17 protein-coding genes are annotated in these 18,402 nt (G+C 52.0%); 11 read left to right on the top strand and 6 right to left on the bottom strand.

Annotated elements, in window-relative coordinates:
- The first annotated feature begins 42 nt into the window (after positions 1-42).
- Entirely contained in the window at positions 43-927 is an 885-nt protein-coding gene (gene hdfR, locus ABYK60_RS09210) for an HTH-type transcriptional regulator HdfR (RefSeq protein WP_372871700.1), read from the top strand.
- 4 nt (positions 928-931) lie between these two features.
- On the opposite strand, the gene ABYK60_RS09205 is transcribed toward hdfR, so the two are convergent.
- Positions 932-1,303, bottom strand: a complete 372-nt coding sequence (locus ABYK60_RS09205; protein ID WP_372871699.1) for a diacylglycerol kinase — start codon at positions 1,301-1,303, stop codon at positions 932-934.
- 160 nt (positions 1,304-1,463) lie between these two features.
- Between ABYK60_RS09205 and ABYK60_RS09200 the strand changes: the two genes are divergently transcribed.
- Both ABYK60_RS09200 and ABYK60_RS09195 read left to right on the top strand, forming a co-directional pair.
- Positions 1,464-2,459, top strand: a complete 996-nt coding sequence (locus ABYK60_RS09200; RefSeq protein ID WP_372871698.1) for a DNA ligase — start codon at positions 1,464-1,466, stop codon at positions 2,457-2,459.
- A 17-nt stretch (positions 2,460-2,476) separates the two neighbouring features.
- The gene (locus ABYK60_RS09195; protein ID WP_372871697.1) at positions 2,477-2,971 is read left to right on the top strand and encodes a low molecular weight protein-tyrosine-phosphatase; all 495 of its coding nucleotides are present in this window, start codon (positions 2,477-2,479) and stop codon (positions 2,969-2,971) included.
- A 70-nt stretch (positions 2,972-3,041) separates the two neighbouring features.
- Here the strand turns inward: ABYK60_RS09195 and ylqF are convergent, their stop codons facing one another.
- Complete coding sequence (ylqF, locus tag ABYK60_RS09190; RefSeq protein WP_372871696.1) at positions 3,042-3,986, bottom strand: ribosome biogenesis GTPase YlqF; 945 nt, start codon at positions 3,984-3,986, stop codon at positions 3,042-3,044.
- A 104-nt stretch (positions 3,987-4,090) separates the two neighbouring features.
- Positions 4,091-4,930 (bottom strand): isopenicillin N synthase family dioxygenase, encoded by an 840-nt coding sequence (locus ABYK60_RS09185; RefSeq protein ID WP_372871695.1) that lies wholly within the window; start codon positions 4,928-4,930, stop codon positions 4,091-4,093.
- Between the two features lie 200 nt (positions 4,931-5,130).
- On the opposite strand from ABYK60_RS09185, the gene ABYK60_RS09180 reads away from it, so the two are divergent.
- Complete coding sequence (locus ABYK60_RS09180; RefSeq protein ID WP_372871694.1) at positions 5,131-6,051, top strand: bifunctional methionine sulfoxide reductase B/A protein; 921 nt, start codon at positions 5,131-5,133, stop codon at positions 6,049-6,051.
- A gap of 95 nt (positions 6,052-6,146) precedes the next feature.
- Here ABYK60_RS09180 and ABYK60_RS09175 read toward each other — a convergent pair whose 3' ends face one another.
- Together ABYK60_RS09175 and rne are read right to left on the bottom strand one after the other, a co-directional pair.
- Entirely contained in the window at positions 6,147-7,703 is a 1,557-nt protein-coding gene (locus ABYK60_RS09175; RefSeq protein ID WP_372871692.1) for a SulP family inorganic anion transporter, read from the bottom strand.
- Between the two features lie 214 nt (positions 7,704-7,917).
- A complete protein-coding gene (gene rne / locus ABYK60_RS09170) occupies positions 7,918-11,175 on the bottom strand; it encodes a ribonuclease E (RefSeq protein ID WP_372871691.1) in 3,258 nt (1,085 codons plus the stop codon).
- 593 nt (positions 11,176-11,768) lie between these two features.
- On the opposite strand from rne, the gene rluC reads away from it, so the two are divergent.
- On the top strand, positions 11,769-12,731 hold the full coding sequence (gene rluC, locus ABYK60_RS09165; protein WP_372871690.1) for a 23S rRNA pseudouridine(955/2504/2580) synthase RluC: 963 nt from the start codon (positions 11,769-11,771) through the stop codon (positions 12,729-12,731).
- Complete coding sequence (locus tag ABYK60_RS09160; protein ID WP_372871689.1) at positions 12,731-13,375, top strand: HAD-IIIA family hydrolase; 645 nt, start codon at positions 12,731-12,733, stop codon at positions 13,373-13,375. The genes rluC and ABYK60_RS09160 overlap by 1 nt, the downstream gene beginning before the upstream one ends.
- Positions 13,376-13,797: 422 nt before the next feature.
- Here the strand turns inward: ABYK60_RS09160 and ABYK60_RS09155 are convergent, their stop codons facing one another.
- On the bottom strand, positions 13,798-14,409 hold the full coding sequence (locus ABYK60_RS09155) for a nucleoside triphosphate pyrophosphatase (protein ID WP_372871716.1): 612 nt from the start codon (positions 14,407-14,409) through the stop codon (positions 13,798-13,800).
- A gap of 276 nt (positions 14,410-14,685) precedes the next feature.
- Here ABYK60_RS09155 and yceD point away from each other — a divergent pair, with 276 nt between their 5' ends.
- Genes yceD through fabD form a run of 5 tightly spaced genes read left to right on the top strand, consistent with a single transcriptional unit; the run spans position 14,686 to position 18,398 of the window.
- A complete protein-coding gene (yceD, locus tag ABYK60_RS09150) occupies positions 14,686-15,210 on the top strand; it encodes a 23S rRNA accumulation protein YceD (protein WP_372871687.1) in 525 nt (174 codons plus the stop codon).
- Positions 15,211-15,226: 16 nt separating this feature from the next.
- Positions 15,227-15,397, top strand: coding sequence for a 50S ribosomal protein L32 (gene rpmF, locus ABYK60_RS09145; RefSeq protein WP_011760097.1), 171 nt, complete (start codon positions 15,227-15,229; stop codon positions 15,395-15,397).
- 14 nt (positions 15,398-15,411) lie between these two features.
- Positions 15,412-16,440 carry a phosphate acyltransferase PlsX gene (gene plsX / locus ABYK60_RS09140; protein WP_372871686.1) on the top strand — a complete coding sequence of 343 codons (1,029 nt, stop codon included), beginning with the start codon at positions 15,412-15,414 and terminating at the stop codon, positions 16,438-16,440.
- Between the two features lie 14 nt (positions 16,441-16,454).
- Positions 16,455-17,414 carry a beta-ketoacyl-ACP synthase III gene (locus tag ABYK60_RS09135; RefSeq protein WP_372871685.1) on the top strand — a complete coding sequence of 320 codons (960 nt, stop codon included), beginning with the start codon at positions 16,455-16,457 and terminating at the stop codon, positions 17,412-17,414.
- 57 nt (positions 17,415-17,471) lie between these two features.
- Positions 17,472-18,398, top strand: coding sequence for an ACP S-malonyltransferase (gene fabD, locus ABYK60_RS09130; protein ID WP_372871684.1), 927 nt, complete (start codon positions 17,472-17,474; stop codon positions 18,396-18,398).
- The last annotated feature ends 4 nt before the right edge of the window (positions 18,399-18,402 follow it).

Raw genomic sequence — 18,402 nt, 5'->3', positions numbered from 1 at the left:
TAGGAATCAAAAAATTTTGGACTTGATGGTCAATTTAATTTTATGGACACAGATCTGCTGAAAACCTTTTTGGAAGTTTCACGTACTCGGCATTTTGGCAAGGCTGCCGAGAACCTCTATTTAACCCGTAGTGCAGTAAGTTTTCGAGTCAAACAGCTCGAAACAATTCTGGGTGTTGAGCTGTTTGAGCGTCAGCGCAATAACATTCAACCTACACCAGCCGGCGAGCGTATGCTGAATCATGCTGAAGCCGTTCTGACCGCTTGGGAGCGCGCCAAGCAGGACGTGTCATTGAGCCGCTTGCAATCAAGCCAACTGACAATAGGTGCAGGCCCAAATATTTGGGACGCATTTTTACAGGGTAACTTACAGTCATTGCATAAGGGCTTGCCCGGAGTCGCGCTCAGGACCGAAGTATTGCCACAAAATGTGATGACGCGTCAGTTGATGGAACGTACCTTAGATATGGCCATTTCGTTTGACCCGCCAAAAATGGAAGATTATGAACAAATCCGGGTGGGCGTGGTTGAGCTGTATCTGGTAACAAGTGAAGGGCCGTTGACAGTAAAAGAGTGTCAGGAGCGGCATTACATCAAGGTGGACTGGGGAACAGCGTTTAATATTCACCATGCACAGGAATTTGGCGATTTGCCTCTGCCGGTGTTGCACACAAGCTCATCACGTATCGCTCTGGATTTTGTGCTCAATAATGGCGGCAGTGCTTTTTTGCCAGACCACATGGTTCGCGGCTTGCTTGAGCGGGGAGAGCTGCACAGGGTCAGTGGCGCTCAGTCTATCCAGCGTAACGTATATGTGGTGTATTGGTCTCATAATGACAGGCTCGCTCAGATTGAACGAGCCGTTGACTATTTGGCTCAGGATGATATTTCCGACGCCAGCGATGGAGATGTGGCTCTGATGTCCTGAGGTGTTACATCAGCCGAGGCAGCAGTACCACTGCCCACACAAGGGCACACAGTGCAAGACTCATAAACACGGCAGCTGAGGCAATGTCCTTGGCCTGGCCGGAGAGGGGGTGAATTTCATCCCCTATGCGGTCAACCACGGCTTCCACGGCTGAATTTAAAAGCTCAGTGATAAGCACAATAAAGACCGTCAGGATCATCAACAGCTTTTCAATCACGCTGACATCAACCCACAGTGCGAATGGCACCATGACCAAAGCCAGGATCAGTTCCTGGCGGAAGGCGGCTTCGTGTACCCATGCCGATTTCAATCCCTTAAATGAAAAGCCTGTCGCACGGATGATGCGTTTTACGCCATGATTATTGGCAGGTTTCATACTTCCCCCGAGTCTGGCCAGCGCCGCCCACCGAAGGCGGAAAAAACACCGGACCACAAAAAATTGCCAGTATAAGGCAGCAGGGTTAAGAAAAACAGCGCGCAGCAGGACCAATTTACGCGTCTATACTTGGCGTGGGATACAGTCACAGGGAGGTGCCATGAAACCCAGCTCACACGCTTGCCCCATGCGCAGCCATGGCGGCATTCAAACCAGGTTTACTTTATCAAACGCTTTTTTCACGTATCTACATGCTGAGGCTGCATGTTTTGCCGCTGCGGCGTATGCGGCCGCGCTGCTCTGGGCCTTGCTCACCTTAGGTGTGCTCTATTCAAACACAGCGATGGCCTCCGCGGATGAAAATCAGTTAAGTGCTACCAGTCAGGCGCCATTGCAATTGGCGTCATCCATAGCATTACCGGTCGAGGAGGAGCTTGGTCGTTACTGGGTGAGTGAGAAACTCGATGGTATTCGAGGTCGCTGGACTGGTCGGGAGCTAATAACCCGGAGTGGTAATCATATTGCGGTACCTGCGTGGTTTATTGCAGATTTTCCGCAGGATCTGGTGCTCGATGGCGAGCTTTGGGGCGGCCGTGGCCAGTTTGAGTGGACCAGCGGTGTGGTGCGCTCGTCGGGCCGAGAACAGGACTGGCATGAACTGCGATTTATGGTATTTGACTCGCCCATGGCAGGTATGAGTTTTTCCGAGCGACTTAGCAAATTGCAGCAGCGTTTGCCGAATACCAGTCCTTACATCGCGTTAATTGCTCAGCAGCGGTTTAAACGTCAGGCAGAGCTGCTCGCATTCTTCGAGACAGAAGTCGCAGCCGGAGCCGAGGGGCTTATGCTTCACCGGGAAGATGCCCATTACCGTGATGGCAGAAATTCTCTGCTTATCAAGCTTAAACCTCTTAACGATGCCGAAGGCGAAGTGATAGGCTATAAGCCCGGCCAGGGGGAGCTCAGTGGCCTGATGGGCTCACTGAAACTGCGGCTCAAAGACGGCCGCGTATTCTATTTGGGCAGCGGCTTTGATTTGGCTACCCGCCGCGACCCGCCTGCGATTGGCACTTGGGTGACTTTTCAATTTCAGGGCCTCAGTGCCCGCGGGATCCCCAAGGGTGCTCGCTTTCTTCGTGTGCGGCCAGCGGAGTAATAACAATATAAATTTCAATGAGGTATGATTTAATCATGCAAAGCGGCATAGCGTCAGTGTTGTTTGTCTGTATGGGAAATATTTGCCGTTCACCTTCGGCTGAGGCTGTATTCAGACAAAGGGCAGAGCATGCAGGATTGATGCTGGAGATAGATTCTGCAGGTACCATTGCCTACCATCAGGGCGAAGCGCCGGATCCGCGTTCTGTGGCTGCGGGTGAACTGCGAGGCTATGACTTTTCCGGGATGCGGGCGCGGCAGGTGACTGATGCGGACTTCAGCCGTTTTGACCTTATTCTGGCTGCGGACAGGCAAAACCTGAAGGACTTGAAAAGCCGCTGTCCGGCTGAACATCAGCATAAGCTCAGACTGATTTTATCCTTTGGTAAAACCAGTACTCAGGAAGTGCCAGATCCTTATTATGGGGGCAAGTCCGGTTTTGAAACTGTGCTGGATTTACTTGAGCAAAGCAGCGATGGTCTGATTGAAGCAATTCGCAGCGGCAAGCTGTAGCCCAACATTCGCCAAACAAACAAAAAGGGCCATACGGCCCTTTTTGTAAATTCCGCTGCGTAAGCGTAGATTAATTGTTGTGACGCTTGCCAGAGCGGCGCAGTTTCTCGGCTTCTTGCTTGGCCTTTTTCTCAGCTTCCTTTTCGGCAAGAATGCGGGCTACTTCCAGCTTCTCCGCCTCTGCCATCTCCGGGGTCTCCAGTGTCAGCAGCCCCAGCTTGCCACTTCGAAATTCGTGCAGCAACAGCTCAGACGCTTTGTGCAGGTCTATGTAACCACCGCTTCTGAGGGCGCCACGCTTGCGTCCTATGTCTTCAAGAAGCTCAACATCATCCTGTGACAGTTCATCGAGCTTATAGCGCTCTTTCAGCTGCTCTGGATAGGCATCTCGGAAGAAGGCGGCGGCAAAGAGCGCCACGTCCTCGTATTCCATGGCGGTGTCTTTAATAGCGCCTGTCACCGCCAGACGGTAACTGCTGGCCTCGTTGTCTACCTTGGGCCACAGAATGCCGGGGGTATCCGATAGCACTATGCCGTTTTTAAGGTTTATCCGCTGCTGCGCCTTGGTGACTGCAGGCTCGTTACCTGTCTTGGCAATCACGCGCCCAGCCAGGGTATTGATGATGGTGGATTTGCCCACGTTTGGGATCCCCATGATCATGGTGCGAATGTCTTTGTCGGCACGGTCGCGCTCAGGTACCAGTTTGCGAACCAGCTCTGGAATAACGGTTTTCAGGTGTCCTGGCTGCAAGGTGGTCACCGCCATGGCCTTCACCCCTTGCTCTTTCTCCAGATGGGCTATCCAGGCTTCGGTGGTGGCCGGATCGGCAAGGTCGCATTTATTCAGCAGCTTGATACAGGGCTTGTCACCGCGAAGTTTGGCAACCATGGGGTTTTCGCTGGAATAGGGAATGCGGGCGTCCAGTACCTCTATTACCAAATCGACCTGGGGCATGGCCTCGGCAATTTCTTTCTGTGCCTTGTGCATGTGTCCCGGATACCATTGAATCGCCATCGTTTAAATCCTGTTTGCCGCAACTTTGGGGCGCATATTCTAGCGCTTATGGCGCCAAGGCACAAAAAAAGCGTCCAAGGGACGCTTTTTATTTATTGGGCGACTCAGATCACCCCAAGCTCGCGCAAGCGCTCCATCAGGTAGCTATCGGCGGTATATCGCTCAGACAGCACCACATCAGGACGTGGATGCAGGAACAGCGGCAGCGAAATCCGCGATTTGGTTTTGTCCATGCCCTCTGGGTTGATTACCCGATGGGAAGTGGACGGGAAGTAACCGCCGGAGGCTTCCTGCAACATGTCGCCAATATTGATGATAAGGTTGCCGAAATCAGAAGGTACATCGAGCCAGGTACCGTCTTTGGCCTTTACCTGCAGGCCCGGCTCATTTGCGGCAGGCAGTACAGTGATAAGGTTGATATCTTCGTGGGCGGCGGCGCGGATAGCACCTGGCTCTTCACTGCCGGTCATCGGCGGGTAATGCAGTACTCGAAGCAGCGTTTTATCACTGTTTTCAATCATTTTCGGCAAAGGCTCGTTGAAAAGCGCCTTTACATCTTTCGGGCTGTGCTCTTCAATCCAGCCCAGCAGTTCCGCCGCCAGGGCATTGGCGTTGGTGTAGTAGGCCAGGATCTTATCGCGCAGGCTGTCAGGAATGCGACCCCAGGGATAGACGTGATAGTACTCCTTGATGTCTTTTACTGTGTGGCCTTTGGCGGTTTCAGACACAGTGGCCGGAAAGAAGCCATCCTGGGTCTCAGGTTTGAACAGGAAGGCTTCCTTGTCGCCTTCTTGGAAGAAGGCATACCAGTCTGCATAGATGTCTTCCACTAAAGACTGCTGAATAGGATGGTTGGACAGCACCCCAAAGCCGGTTTCCCGCAATGAGGCCACAAATTTTGCCGCTGCGTCGGGCGCGCGGTAATCGATAGTTTCCAATTTCATGATATGTTTTCTTTTTTGTTGTTGGTTTAACCCCGGGCGAGAGTCTAGTGAAGGAATGGCCCGGGTGCAAATTTTGTGATGTAGCTCGCACGGCGTTCTGACGTTTTAATGGGGCAATAAACCAGTAACATAGTGTCAATGAAATAAATTGGTGGCCCGGCAGGTCTTTTGCGGGGGTTAACCACAACTGAGGAGTTGTCATGAGAACACTGACCGACTTTGAAAAATATGTCATCGAAGAGAAGGGCACAGAACGGCCTTTCAGCGGTGAGTATTATCGCCACGATGCGCCGGGAGTGTATTGCTGTAAGAAGTGTGACGCTCCTCTGTACCTGTCTGAGCACAAGTTCCAGGCTCATTGTGGTTGGCCTGCATTTGATGATGAAATCCCAGGTGCAGTGTCCCGCCATATGGATGCAGATGGCAGGCGTGTTGAAATTGTCTGCTCCGGCTGTGGTGGTCATTTGGGGCACGTATTTGAAGGCGAATATCTGACCGAGAAAAACCTGCGCCACTGCGTCAACTCAGTATCCATGGTGTTTAAAAAACGCGAAGTGTCAGAGCAAGGAAATGATGCCATGAATAACACAAAGCATGCTTTTGCCACCTTTGGCGCTGGTTGCTTTTGGTGTGTGGAAGCTATCTTCTCGGCCCTGAATGGCGTTATCAGCGTTAAGCCCGGCTATGCCGGTGGCAATGCCTCAGATGCTGATTATAAAAAGGTGTGCGCCGGTGGTACTGGCCATGCAGAAGTGGTGCATATCGAGTATCAACCCGAGCTTGTCAGCTTCGAGACCTTACTTGAGGTGTTCTTCCAAAGCCATGATCCGACCACGCTGAATCGTCAGGGCAATGATGTGGGTACCCAATACCGCTCTGTGGTATTTGCCCACAATGAAGACCAGGCAGAGGCGGCAACTAACGCGATTAAAGCGCTTACGGACGCAGGCGCTTTCAGCGACCCGATTGTCACCGAAGTGGTGGCCTTTGAAGAGTTCTATCCCGCAGAGGATTATCACCACGACTATTTTGCCCGTAACGGCGAGCAAAGATACTGCGCCTTGGTGGTAAAGCCCAAGGTGGATAAGTTTAAAAAGGCGTTCGCGTCACTGCTTAAATAGTCGCCTCGCTGACGCAGTTAGCCCAGAACAAAAGACAAAAAAGCGGCCCTCGGGCCGCTTTTCTATTGTACGTTCGAACCTATTATTCGCACTTATTAATCGAGCTTATCGTCGGCAACCCGGTAGTGCGGGTCTTCCATCAGATTCACTTCCACCAGATCGCCCGCCTTCGCCAGCAGCGCTTTACAGTCTTCACTGAGGTGCACCAGATGCAGGGTCTTGCCCTGGGTGTTGTAGCGCTCCGCCAGGGTATCGATGGCATCCAGCGCCGAGTGGTCTGCAACCCTTGATTGGCCAAAGTCGACAATCACATCTTTGGGGTCGTTATTGGCATCAAAAAGCTCCAGGAAGTGTGAAACCGAACCAAAGAATAGCGGTCCCGTAAGATGGTAAACCTTGCTGCCATTGGCATTAATCTCGGTGCGGGCACTGATGTGTTTGGCATGCTCCCAGGCAAATACCAGCGCTGAGACAATCACGCCCACAAACACGGCTACTGCCAGGTCGGTAAACACAGTAACCACGGTAACCAGCACAATTACAAAGGCATCATGCTTTGGCACCTTACGCATTACTTTGAAGCTGGCCCATTCAAAGGTGCCGAGCACCACCATAAACATCACCCCGACCAGCGCCGCCAGTGGAATGATTTCGATGAAGGCAGCGCCAAACAGAATAAAGGCCAGCAGTGCCAGTGCTGCAGTGATCCCCGACAGACGGCCACGTCCACCGGAGTTGATGTTAATCATCGACTGACCAATCATGGCGCATCCGCCCATGGCGCCGAAGAAGCCGCTGGTGATGTTGCCAACGCCCTGACCGACACATTCTTTGTTGCCGCGGCCTCGTGTGCCTGTCATTTCATCGAGCACAGTCAGAGTCAGCAGCGACTCAATCAGGCCTACGGCGGCAAGGATAACCGAGTAAGGCAGGATGATTTGCAAGGTTTCCCAGCTCAAGGGGACTTGGGGAATGGCAAAGGTCGGCAGCGAGCCTGCGATAGTGGCGTTGTCATCGCCGCTCATGGTTTTGAGGAAGTCGACCACGGTGCGGGTATCGAGCTCAAAAAACACCACCAGACCTGTCACCGTCAGAATCGCGGCCAGAGATGAAGGTATGGCACTAGTGATTTTGGGCAGGAAGTGAATAATGGCCATGGTGAGCGCTACCAGACCCAGCATAAGGTACAGACCATCACCACTGAGCCAGGTAAGCTCGCCGTTATCACCGGGCACCTTGAATTGGCCAAGCTGAGCGAGAAAAATCACAATCGCCAGGCCATTCACAAAACCAATCATCACGGGATAGGGCACGATGCGGATAAATTTACCCAGCTTGAATATCCCGGCCGCTACCTGCAGCAACCCCGCCAGTACGACAGCTGCAAACAGGTACTGCACACCATGGGTGGCGACCAAAGCTACCATCACCACCGCCATGGCACCTGTTGCGCCGGAAATCATCCCGGGTCTGCCACCAATCACGGCTGTTACCAGACCCATGATGAAGGCGGCGTAGAGACCAACCATGGGCTCTACGCCCGCAACAAAGGCGAAGGCAACCGCCTCCGGAACCAGTGCCAGGGCTACCGTGAGTCCCGACAGGAGATCCGCCTTGTGGCTGGCGGTTTTGTGACGAATTAGCTCGAACATGAGTCCTCTGTAACGAGTGTGACTTGGTTAACAAATAAAGCCGCGCAGTCTACCAAAAATCAGCGGTCGATTGAACCCGCAGCAGGGGTTTTTCTCCCTGGTGATCACGGTCGCCAGCGGCCTGTGTGGGTATAAAGCCCAATTGTAGTTGTGTCTGGTATGCAAATAAAAAAAGCCGCGCATTTGCGCGGCTTTTTCCTTCATGGCTCAGCTGTTATGGGCGTGCCATATCGGAGCCAGCGATGTTGCTGCTTTGCACCTTGGCGCTGCTGGCCTCGGCAGCGTCGTACTCGCGACCTTTTGGTGTCGCCACCTGCTCGCGGGCCTCAACAGTTGGCTTGGTCATCTCAGAGTTGACCATGCTGCCGAAGCGGCTGCCTGCAGGGCGCGCCGGCACGGCTGGAGCCTTGCTCACAGCGATATCAGCGGCTGGCTTTTCAACCTGCTTGGCGCGGGCTGGCATCACAGCTGCAGGTTTAGCCATTGGAGCGGTAGAAGTTACTTTTTCCGCTGCTTTTGACTCGGCGGCCTTAGCTTCAACAGCAGTGGATTCAACTGTCTTAGCTTCAACAACTTGGGCTTCAACAACTGGGGCTTCAACAACTTGAGCATCAGCAGCCTTGGTTTCAACCGGCGCACTGACTTCAGCGACTGGCGATTCAGCTACAGGAGCGCTTGCGCTAACCTCGGCCTTAGCTGATGCGGCTGCTACTTCGGCTTCGGCAACTGGAGCTTCGGAAACAGGAGCTTCCGCTTTATGGGTATCGTTAACGATAACCACATCGGCAGTTTCTTCAGCCTTTTCCAGCACGCTTTCCTGAGTTACGGCTTCAGCAACCGCTTCTGGTGCTACAGTTTCCTGTGCTACTGCTTCCTGAGTTACGACTTCCTTAGCTGGTGTAGCATCGGTTGCAGCTGCATCCACCTGAGTCAGCTCCAGTTCAGCCTGAGTCAGTTCAGCTCCTTCTGCTCCGGTTTGCTGCTCCTGCTCGTCACGGCGACGGCGCTGACCGGCAGCACGCAGATGACGTGGGCTGCGGCGGCTGCGACGCTGACCATCACGGCCATCACGACGTGGCTTGTCTTCACCCTCTGCATCCAAATTGACGCCGTCATTTTGAACGTCATCGTGATTAACCTGACCGGCTTCGATAACTACACTGGACTCAGAATTAGCGATATGGGTAGCGTTGGCAACGTCTTCATCAGTTTCTGCCGCTTGAGTATCAGCAGCCTGATCATCCGCTTTGGGCTTACGTGGTTGACGACGGTTACGACTTGTCTTGTCTTCGGCCTTGGCGTCGGCTTTTGGCATATCGGCTGCCATAGAAACACCTGCCGCATCAGCACTGATAACCTCTTCGGCAGCACTGTTAACTTCTTCATTGGCATTGCCTGTGGCGTTTGCGTCTTCCATACGTACCTTACGGCGCATGTTACGGCGCTGGCGACGCTCACGGACAACTTCCTGTTTTGGTTCCAGCGCGTCGTCGGCTACTGCTTCAACAGCTTCCGGCTTTTCCCGCTTAGGTGCACGCTCGCGCTTTGGTTTGTCTTCACGGGCTTTGTCACGTGCAGGCTTATCCTCAACAGTTTGCTCTGCTCTAGTATTACGATCGCGTCGGTTCTTGTTGTCGTTGCGACGCTTGTCACCCTCATCACGTCGACCGTCTTCCCGGCGACCCTCTCCTCTGCGGTTACGGTTGCGGGTGTTTTGCTGACGGCCAGATTTAACGGCTGGCTTTTTCTCGCTTTCCTGCTCTTCGCTGCCACTAAACAGTGAACCAATGGCGGCAAACAGACGGGCAAAGAAACCTGGCTTGGATTCTTCTTTGGCCTTTTCCTCTTTAACAGCAGGCTTGGCTACTGGTGCACTTTCAGTGGGGGCAGAGAAACCTTTCAGCACTGGCTCAGGTGCCTGAGCGCGCTCAAGTTTACGAGGCTCGTACAGTTTGGCTTCAGGCTTTTCAACACGCTTGTAGCTGGCTTCTTCGATTTCATCGTCTTTGCGATGACGAATAACCTTGTATTCTGGCGTCATCATGTGCGGATCCGGGATCACGTACACTTCGACTTCGTGGCGCTGCTCGATGATGCGAATGGCTTTACGCTTTTCGTTGAGCAGGAAGGCGGCCACATCCACAGGCACGATGGCTTCTACCTGAGAAGTGTTGTCCTTGATGGCTTCTTCTTCCATCAGACGCAGAATCGACAGTGCCAACGACTCAGTACCACGGATGGTACCCTGACCATGACAGCGTGGGCAGATGTGCGCGGCGGATTCTTCCAGTGACGGACGCAGACGTTGACGGGACATTTCCATCAGACCGAAACGGCTGATACGGCCGAGCTGTACGCGAGCACGGTCCTGATGCACGGCATCACGCAGACGGTTTTCCACTTCGCGCTGATGGCGAACCGGTGTCATGTCAATAAAGTCAATAACAATCAGGCCGCCAAGGTCACGCAGGCGCAGCTGGCGGGCTATTTCGTCGGCGGCTTCCAGGTTGGTGTTCAGTGCCGTTTCTTCGATATCACCGCCCTTGGTGGCGCGGGCAGAGTTGATGTCGATAGAGGTCATGGCTTCGGTCGGGTCGATTACAATCGAGCCACCGGAGGGCAGACGCACTTCACGCTGGAACGCAGATTCGATTTGCGATTCAATCTGATAGTGAGTGAACAGCGGCACTTCAGCCTTATACTGTTTCACGCGCTCAACAAAGTCAGGACGTACAGTGGCGATATGCTGCTTGGCCTGTTCATAAATCTTTGGATGGTCAATCAGGATTTCACCCACATCGCGGCGCAGATAGTCACGAATGGCACGTACAATCACGTTACTTTCCTGATGGATAAGTCTCGGTGCCGGCAGTGTTTCTGAGGCTTCTTTGATAGCATCCCAGTGACGCAGCAGTACCTTGAGATCCCATTGCAATTCCGCGGCATCTTTACCCACACCAGCGGTTCGTACAATCAGCCCCATGCCGTTTGGCACTTCCAAATCAGCCATGGCTTCTTTGAGTTCGGTGCGCTCGTCACCCTCGATGCGGCGAGAAATACCACCGGCACGTGGGTTATTCGGCATCAATACCAGATAAGAGCCTGCCAGGCTGATAAAAGTGGTAAGCGCTGCGCCCTTGTTGCCACGTTCTTCTTTATCAATCTGAACAATGACTTCCTGACCTTCACTGACCACCTCTTTGATGTTAGGGCGGCCCTGGAAGGAATAACCTTTTGGGAAGTATTCGCGGGCGATTTCTTTCAGTGGCAGGAAGCCGTGACGCTCAACACCGTAATCAACAAAAGCGGCTTCGAGAGAGGGTTCTACGCGGGTAATCTTACCCTTGTAGATGTTGGCTTTTTTTTGTTCGTGACCTGGGCTTTCAATGTCCAAATCATAGAGTTGCTGCCCATCAACAAGGGCAACACGCAACTCTTCAGATTGAGTTGCGTTAATCAGCATACGTTTCATGGTGACGTCATTCTTCTTTAAATGGGTCACCGGTGTTATGAGTGGTGCATTCAGGGCCTGATCTTGAGCGCTACGTCTCACGACGACACATCAGGCAAGGGGGAGCGCATTACTGTAAGACGCAATCTCTGCGTGTCGCTTCCGATTTATGGCTTATTTTTTAATGATTACAAAAACAAGGAATTCGTTGTAAAACATCAACCAACCCCATAAATTCTTAAAATAACTTCCGTGAATGCCCAAACCGACTCTAATCATCCGGTGACTGGGTTTAGTCAATAATTCGATTCAGGGGTGTTTTCCACAGGAAACCATATAATAATGGTGGTGTATTGGGTTTGACCTGTCATGCCTGCCAAAACTGTGGCGATTACTCAGACAATGGTTTGCAACTCAATGAATTGCGACCCTTCAACCTTTAATTTTACCCTTGTGTTAACACCGTGCGGTTGCTGGTTTTGTGAACACATTATCCACTGTTAATCCCAATCCGCGAATGGAATATAGCAACAATCAAAATTTTCGGCAATGCAAAGCCACATTTAGCGCTACTTTGATGTACAATGCGCTGCGTTCCAGTCAGACGGTTTACCATGAATAAAGACACTTCCCCAACTCAGGTTCAGTTTATCAGCATCGACGAAGATGGTGCTGGTCAGCGTATTGATAATTTTTTGCTTGCAAAGCTTAAAGGTGTTCCCAAAAGCATGATTTATCGCATCGTCCGTAAAGGCGAAGTGCGGGTAAATAAAAAGCGGGTTAAACCTGAATATAAATTGGAAGCGGGCGATGAAGTCCGTGTGCCGCCGGTAAGAGTGGCGGAGAAAGACTACCGTACAGCGCCATCGGCCAACCTTAACCGGGTGGCACAGCTGGAAGAACGCATTTTATTTGAAGATAAACATCTCATCGTGCTTAACAAGCCTGCAGGGATTGCCGTCCATGGTGGCAGCGGGGTCGATTATGGTGTCATTGAGTCGCTGCGTGCCTTAAGACCCACCTGTAAATTTATGGAACTGGTGCACCGGCTTGATCGTGATACCAGCGGTGTGTTGCTGATAGCCAAAAAGCGCAAAGCCCTCAGGCACCTGCACGAGCAGCTCAGACAAAAGACCATGCATAAGCAATATCAGGCATTGGTCCGTGGCCAGTGGCAGGAGCATGACAGGGTCGTCAAGGCGCCGCTACTTAAAATCACTCTTAAATCCGGCGAGCGCATCGTCAGGGTAAACAGTGAAGGCAAACCCAGTGAAACCCGTTTTAAGGTACTTGGCCGCTATGAAGGCGCTACCCTCGTGGAAGCCAGTCCGGTGACAGGTCGTACGCATCAAATACGGGTTCACTGTCAATATCTGGGTCACCCTATTGCCTGCGATGAAAAGTACAGCGAGCAGAAGTTCGACGACAGTATGCGTGCCAAAGGACTAAGCCGCCTGTTCCTGCATGCCGCCCAGCTGACTTTTACCCATCCCGATACTGAGGTGGTTATGTCAGTACAGGCACCGCTGGATGTTGAACTTGTTAATTTGCTGAGTAACCTAGAGCAACTGAACTAATGCAGAAATTCGATCTGATCATTTTCGACTGGGATGGCACCTTAATGAATTCCATTGGAAAAATCATCGATTGCATGCAAGCGTTAGCGCGGGAACTGGATATACCCATTCCGTCAGAAAAAGCGGTGCGTGACGTGATTGGCCTGTCGATGCCTGAAGCCATGCGCGTTCTGTTTCCCAATGAGTCGGATGCGACCCGCCTTGGTTGGATTGACAAGTACCGTACCCATTATCTGGTTTTCAACGCGACACCGAGCCCGCTCTATGAAGGAGTGCCAGAGCTTCTCGCTGAGCTCAATGGCCGTGGTCATCAGCTCGCCATTGCCACCGGTAAGGCGAGGGCAGGGCTGGATCGAATTCTTAAGGAAACGGGTCTTGGTCCCTGGTTTCATGCCAGTCGCTGCGCCGATGAAACTCAGAGTAAGCCGCATCCACAAATGCTGCATGAACTGCTGATTGAGCTTGACGTTGCGCCTGAGCGTGCGGTGATGGTTGGTGATTCTGCGTTTGACTTACAGATGGCCAATAACACTGGTATCGCCTCTATCGGGGTAGATTATGGTACTCACGACAGGCAAACACTTCTGGCGACCAATCCATTGGGGGTGGTGTCACATCCACGTGAGATTTTGCAGTATTTATAAATCATTTTTGTTGTTGGTCTGGGATGTTTTCTTATCTGACCGATTATCTGATTAAGCATATTCCGGCCTGTCTTGGCAAATTCTGGCATTTGCCAAGACAATCCCGCCATCCGTACGACTCATACCAAGGCATATTTAGCAGCTAAGCGGTATTTACCAAAGTACATAGGATCAAAGTTTTTCTTCGCGCCACTCATCACTTTATTATTCTGTATGAGCTGCATACAAATGCCTAAAAATCCGTAAGTGAGCCAGGCAGCTTAAGGTTGATTGGTCGTCAAGCTAGCCGTTGTGCATATTGGCTTGATTTATGACACTGATTTTATATTGAAATACCCCTTATTTAGCCTCACCGTTTTTTGTAAAACGGATGATGGTGGTCCTTGAAAAAGACCGGCTCTTTCCCGGCAATTTTGGCATTACTAGGCATGCTGTTCTATAGACATCAACACCGAATACCCCATGTCCGAGAGTATTTCATTTAAGGCAATCAAAGGTAATCCTATCAGGGTGTTCGGATCTCGCCCCTCCAAACGACTAAAGAGACAGATCCCCAGTCCTTCGGCTTTGAAGCTGCCTGCACACCATAAGGGTTGTTCCGCGCGAACATAGGCTTCAATTTCAGCATCCGTCAGGTGCCGGAAGTGAACAACAAAGGGCTCGACCAAAGAATGACATTGTTTGGAGCGGGTGTCATAAACTGCCAGGGAAGTATAAAAGGTAACCGCCTGGCCACTTTGCGCTTTTAATTGGGCAATGGCTTTTTGTTCACTTAGGGGTTTACCAACAATTTTTTCATTAACAACAGCAACCTGATCAGAGCCAATGATAAGGGCATTATCAGGTACCTTATCAGCCAATGCTTTTGCCTTGGCGATGGCGAGTCGTTCAGTCAGAGCAGATGCAGATTCCTCTTTCAGAGGTGTTTCATCAACATCAGGAGCAATTGCCTGAAAGGGTAAGCCAAACTTTTCCAATAGTGACTTGCGGCTAACAGACGATGAAGCAAGGATCAACGGACGGATTTGAGCCATAATCAGCCATATTCTGGGGATAATAGGGATATCGATTGTCGCCAATGCAGACAATTGTAACAAGGCCGCAGAGGAAAATACCTTGGTCGCTGAAGATACATCTGCAAACGCTTCTATTTTAGCCACCCAGTGCTTGTACAGTACGGGGGGCTTGGGTAGAATTTTGCATCCGTCAATTACATGACCGGCGCAGGGAAGAAACCAATATCCCATTAGCGGAATTTGGCCGAAAATTTCTTTGACTCCGGCTTGTTGAAGCTTTAATATGCGCGCCTTATGCAAACAGTAAAGATACCGGTTTCGATCGATCCGATCCGTGCTGCGGCGAATCGCCTGAATTATCAGGGGATAATACCCAGCAAGGTGTTAAAACGATTGAGAGAATTGACAGCCGGCGACTGTTCCGATGTGACAGTGTCGTTGGAATGTGGTGTTGATTTACAGGGGATAGTCTACCTGAAAGGGACGGCTGTGACGGAGCTCACTCTGTTATGTCAACGTTGCATGACACTTTATACCACTGAGGTTACGGTCGACTTTTGTTTCAGTCCTTGCAGGACAGAAGCAGAAATCGATGAGCTCCCGGATGCGTATGACCCTATTGAGTGCGATGAAATTGGCGAAGTGCGTCTGCAGCAACTGGTCGAAGACGAGTTGATTTTGGCAATGCCCTTGATCCCTGCACATCAGAATGATGATTGTAATTTGGGTTCGCAGGATGTTGTCGTAGGCGAGATTGAAGCCGCTCAAGAGGAGCGTCCAAATCCGTTTGCAGTGTTAGAAAAACTGAAGAGCAAGTAATCCAGGAGACAGACAAATGGCTGTACAACAGAACAAAAAATCTCGTTCAAAGCGCGGTATGCGCCGTTCACATGACGCTCTGAGCACTGCTCAGCTGTCTGTAGACGCCACCAGCGGTGAACTGCACCTGCGTCACAACGTAACCGCTGACGGTTACTATCGTGGTAAGAAGGTTATCAACAAGTAATTGTTGAACCACTTATGACGAATCTGACGCTTGCGTTGGATGCGATGGGGGGCGATTACGGCCCCCAAGTCACGGTGCCTGCGGCAGTGCAGGCACTACGACTTCACTCCAAGCTGTCACTGATCCTTGTTGGTGACGAACAACAAATTTCTCCTCTCCTCGCTCATGCACACTCTCTGCTGAATGACCGTATTTCCATTGTGCATACCACCGAAGTGGTGCGTATGGACGATAAGCCTGCTACAGCCTTAAGAAAAGCTAAAAACAGTTCCATGCGTCTGGCCATTGAATTGGTGCGTGATGGGAAAGCCGATGCCTGCGTCAGCGCCGGTAACACTGGTGCTTTGATGGCCATGGCCAAAGTCATTTTAAAAACCTTACCCGGAGTCGACAGACCTGCCTTAGTAAGTTGCTTGCCCGCGGTGAGCGGTAAGCCTGTTTATCTTTTGGATCTTGGCGCCAATGTGCAGTGTGACTATGAAACCCTGTTTCAGTTTGCGGTAATGGGCACAGTACTGTGCGAAGCCGTGGAAAAAATTCCCCGCCCCAAGGTGGCGCTGCTCAATGTGGGCATTGAGGAATTTAAGGGTAATAGCGATGTCCAGCAGGCTGCGCAGCTATTGCAGCATACTCCTCAAATCAACTATGCCGGCTTTGTCGAAGGCGATGAAATCTACACTGGAAAGGTGGATGTCATTGTTTGTGACGGCTTTGTGGGCAACATCACGCTAAAAACCTCAGAAGGCATTGCCAGACTGCTGGTTCATCAATTAAAACAAGGCCTGACGCAAGGGTTTATCGTTCGGCTGCTCGCCCGCATGCTGGCGCCCCGTATACAGAAAGTGCTCAGTCAGATGAACCCCGACCACTATAACGGAGCAAGTCTGTTAGGATTGCGCGGGATAGTGGTAAAGAGCCACGGGAATGCAGACGAACACGCCTATATACAAGCAATTAGTCTTGCCTACACCGAGGCCAAACGTCGACTGCCTGAGATGATTAGTGATCGCCTCGAGTCGATTCTTTTAGATATCAATAGCTGATTTCTCCTTAAACTATGCATACAAAAATTCTTGGAACTGGCAGCTATCTGCCGGCTCAGGTGCGTAGCAATCAGGATCTGGAAAAAATGGTGGAAACCAGTGACCAGTGGATTGTTGAACGCACAGGTATTTCGGAACGCCGCATTGCTGCCATGGACGAGACTGTATCTACCATGGGTTACCAGGCCGCTTTGAAAGCCCTCGAAATGGCGGGTGTTCAAGCCGAAGAACTGGACATGATTGTCTGTGGCACAACCAGTGCAGCCAATGCGTTTCCGGCTGCGGCCTGTGAAATTCAGGCGCTGCTGGGCGTACACACCATTCCTGCCTTTGACGTGGCCGCAGCTTGCTCCGGTTTTGTTTACGCGCTGTCGGTTGCCGATCAGTTTGTGAAAACCGGTGCCGCCAAAAAGGTGCTGGTGATCGGCGCTGATGTGCTTTCGCGCCTGTGTGAGCCGGAAGACCGCACCACCATTATTCTTTTCGGCGATGGCGCCGGTGCCGCTGTTGTGGGTGCCAGTGACGAGCCGGGCATTATCAACACCCATATCTACGCTGATGGTCGTCAGGGCGATCTGCTTAAATGCGCGTTCCCGCCGCGTTTGGGTGAGTCTTCAGAAGCCGTGGGCTTTATGCAGATGAAAGGCAACGATGTATTCAAGGTTGCCGTGACACAGCTGTCCCACGTGGTGGAAGAAACCCTGCGCCTGAACAATGTGCAGAAGTCTGAAATTGACTGGCTGGTTCCCCATCAGGCGAATTTCCGCATTATTAACGCCACGGCCAGGAAGCTTGATATGAGCCTTGATAAGGTCGTGCTGACGCTGGCCAAGCACGGTAACACCTCAGCCGCCTCTGTGCCCATTGCTCTGGATGAAGCTGTACGTGATGGCCGTATTCAACGTGGCCAATTGCTGCTGCTGGAGGCCTTTGGTGCCGGTTTTGCCTGGGGCAGTGCGCTGGTGCGCTTCTAAATCCGTTTGGATTTCTGCTAGGCTTTTTACGCTTTTACTCAAAAAGGTTTAATAACAATGGATAAATTTGCCTTTGTATTTCCAGGGCAGGGCTCGCAGGCTGTTGGCATGCTGGCCGATCTTGCTGCCGAATTTCCTGTGGTCACTGAGACATTTGCCGAGGCGAGTGCCGCCCTTGGTTATGACCTGTGGGCTCTGGTGCAGGATGGCCCTGCCGAGCAGCTCAATCAAACCCAAAAAACCCAGCCTGCGCTGCTGACTGCAAGCGTGGCTATTTGGCGAGCCTATCAGGCCAGCGGCAAGCCGCAGCCTGCCGTGCTCGCTGGCCACAGCCTGGGTGAATACTCAGCGCTGGTGTGTGCCGGTGTTATTCAGTTTGCGGATGCCGTGAAGTTGGTTGAGCTGCGTGGTCAGTTGATGCAGGCCGCCGTGCCGGAAGGTACCGGCGCTATGTACGCCATTATTGGTCTGGATAACGATGCCATCGCTTCTGCCTGCGCCGAGTCTGCTCAGGGCGAAGTAGTGAGTCCGGTTAACTTCAACAGCCCTGGTCAGGTGGTGATTGCCGGTAATAAAGACGCCGTTGAGCGCGCTGCAGCTGCCTGTAAGGCTGCTGGCGCCAAAATGGCTGTGGCACTGCCTGTGAGCGTGCCTTCCCACTGCAGCCTGATGAAAGGCGCGGCCGATAAGCTCGCCGATGCCCTGGCTGCCATCGAATTCAGTGCACCTGCCATTCCGGTTATCAATAACGTAGATGTGCAGGCACCAAGCGACGTAGCCGCTATCCGCGATGCACTGGTGCGTCAGCTTTACTGCCCGGTTCGCTGGACCGAAACCGTTGAAGCCATGGCTGCCGACGGTATCACTCATCTGGTGGAGTGTGGCCCCGGCAAGGTGCTGACCGGCTTGGCCAAACGCATCAATAAATCTGTTTCTGCACAAGCGGTCAATGACGTAGCAAGCTTTGCTGCGCTGACCGAATAAAGGA

The organism is Shewanella sp., from assembly GCF_041630135.1.
Lineage (GTDB): Bacteria > Pseudomonadota > Gammaproteobacteria > Enterobacterales > Shewanellaceae > Shewanella.
This window is presented reverse-complemented; position numbering and strand designations above follow the sequence as displayed.